Annotated in this window: 4 protein-coding genes; 2 read left to right on the forward strand and 2 right to left on the reverse strand. The window is 46.9% G+C overall.

Annotation, left to right across the window (positions count from 1 at the left end):
• Positions 1 to 279: DUF302 domain-containing protein (locus tag AC6F7T_RS08325; RefSeq protein ID WP_500717770.1), on the reverse strand; the 279-nt coding region annotated here is incomplete at its 3' end.
• Positions 280 to 371: 92 nt separating this feature from the next.
• The gene (locus tag AC6F7T_RS08330; protein WP_500717772.1) at positions 372 to 584 is read right to left on the reverse strand and encodes a hypothetical protein; all 213 of its coding nucleotides are present in this window, start codon (positions 582 to 584) and stop codon (positions 372 to 374) included.
• A gap of 204 nt (positions 585 to 788) precedes the next feature.
• On the opposite strand from AC6F7T_RS08330, the gene AC6F7T_RS08335 reads away from it, so the two are divergent.
• Together AC6F7T_RS08335 and AC6F7T_RS08340 are read left to right on the forward strand one after the other, a co-directional pair.
• On the forward strand, positions 789 to 983 hold the full coding sequence (locus AC6F7T_RS08335) for a hypothetical protein (protein WP_500717774.1): 195 nt from the start codon (positions 789 to 791) through the stop codon (positions 981 to 983).
• Positions 984 to 987: 4 nt separating this feature from the next.
• Positions 988 to 1,377: a type II toxin-antitoxin system death-on-curing family toxin gene (locus AC6F7T_RS08340; RefSeq protein ID WP_500717776.1), complete on the forward strand. Its 390-nt coding sequence runs from the start codon at positions 988 to 990 to the stop codon at positions 1,375 to 1,377.
• Positions 1,378 to 1,571: the final 194 nt, after the last annotated feature.

Consider the following 1,571-nt stretch of genomic DNA (forward strand, 5'->3'; position numbering starts at 1 on the left):
AACTTCGATGTCCCCTTCTGGAAGCTCTCTGAGAATGACATTGCAAGGGAGCATGGTTCCTATTTGTGGCTCAACCTGTAATGCTTGATAGGCAAAATTCGGATTGCAGGCCCCGAGGATTTTGTAGGGGGTGAAATCAACATTGAGCTTTTTCTTTAACGTCGCCTGCACGTCAATCTCCGTTAACACCCCAAACCCTTCTTCCGCTAGTTGTTTAATGATTCGTGTTTCGGCATCAGCGAAGGTTGTGTTCAGTTTTCGACTGAAATGATAGGTCATGGAATAAATCCCCTTTCGTAGAATGTTGATCTGTTCTCGACGGCTAAAAAATAACCTTATCGGTCCGTGGCGGCCTGTGGGCGTGGCGCTGCTCAGTCATTATGACCTCCGGTTTTCTCTAGCGGCCAATCTGCAAACGCAATGAAATAAAGCAAAAAGAGGTTAGCGACGGGTATCAGTATGAGAATTCCCAGCCAGCCCGGATAGCCTGTGCGCCGGCAGATACGCCAGACCGGGATGACGACGACAATGGCGATCATCAGCATCCACAGCCAATGCCCTCCCCACATTGTGGTGTTAAACATATGATTCCCCATCAGTTTGACTCTCCGTTTCCAATTCGGGTTTTAGTGGCGGTGTTTATAAGATTTTTCCTGACCAGATTGTCTGGTCCCTGCTTATTGTTTGCAGGTGATCGCCTAAGGCCCCTTGGATGATTATAGCGTGATCTTGCGCAATCGCAAGGCGTTGCTGATCACCGAAACGGAACTGAAAGCCATGGAAACAGTATGGCATTGGTGATTGAAAAGCCTGTTTTGGAATTGTTGGGGGTAAATGCGGAAACACCCTTCGATATTTCCACCGATGGGCAGGTTCTCATTCTTGCTCCAGTCAGGGATATCAACCGTCAAGATTCATTCAGGGCAGCTCTAGACACAGTTAATTCCCGGTATCCAAAAGCGCTGAAGAAATTGTCGGAGTAAGGCATTGGAACCAAATTTTCTTACATTGCCGGAAGTCTTGGAGATTCATCAAGACCAAACAAGTCGCTATGGAGGTGATCCGAGTATCAGCGATATGGGTTTGCTTAAGTCCGCTATCGGGATGCCTTCGGCCACTTTTGGAGGAGAATTTCTTCATACCGATATCTTTGAAATGGCAGCAGCATATCTGTTTCACCTCGTGAAAAATCACCCTTTTGTGGATGGCAACAAACGTGTCGGAGCAGTATCCGCCCTCGTTTTTCTCGTCCTGAACGGTTTTGAACTTGATGTGCCTGAAGATGACTTTGCAGATATTGTTCTGGATGTTGCACAAGGAAAAATCGACAAGGCTCAGGTGGCTGTCTTTTTGAAACAATATTCAAAGGAAATTTGAATCACAACTACCCCTGTGTCAGGACAGATGCAGAACACAGGGCACTATCTGCAACGCGATGCGAGAGGGCGCGGTGTGAAAGTCCGGTCAGAGCCAGAAGAGTTTGAAATGCGATAGTTTTCATCGGACGCCTTTTTTCTCGTGTGGTAACAAGATGATAAGGCATCTGTTTCCACTAAAGGAGGCAAAAATGA

The organism is Pelovirga sp., from assembly GCF_059864205.1.

Excerpts from the sequence above, each read along its gene's own strand:
- AC6F7T_RS08330 (WP_500717772.1), bottom strand. The coding sequence starts at position 584 with ATGTTTAACACCACAATGTGGGGAGGGCATTGGCTGTGGATGCTGATG.
- AC6F7T_RS08335 (WP_500717774.1), top strand. The coding sequence starts at position 789 with ATGGCATTGGTGATTGAAAAGCCTGTTTTGGAATTGTTGGGGGTAAAT.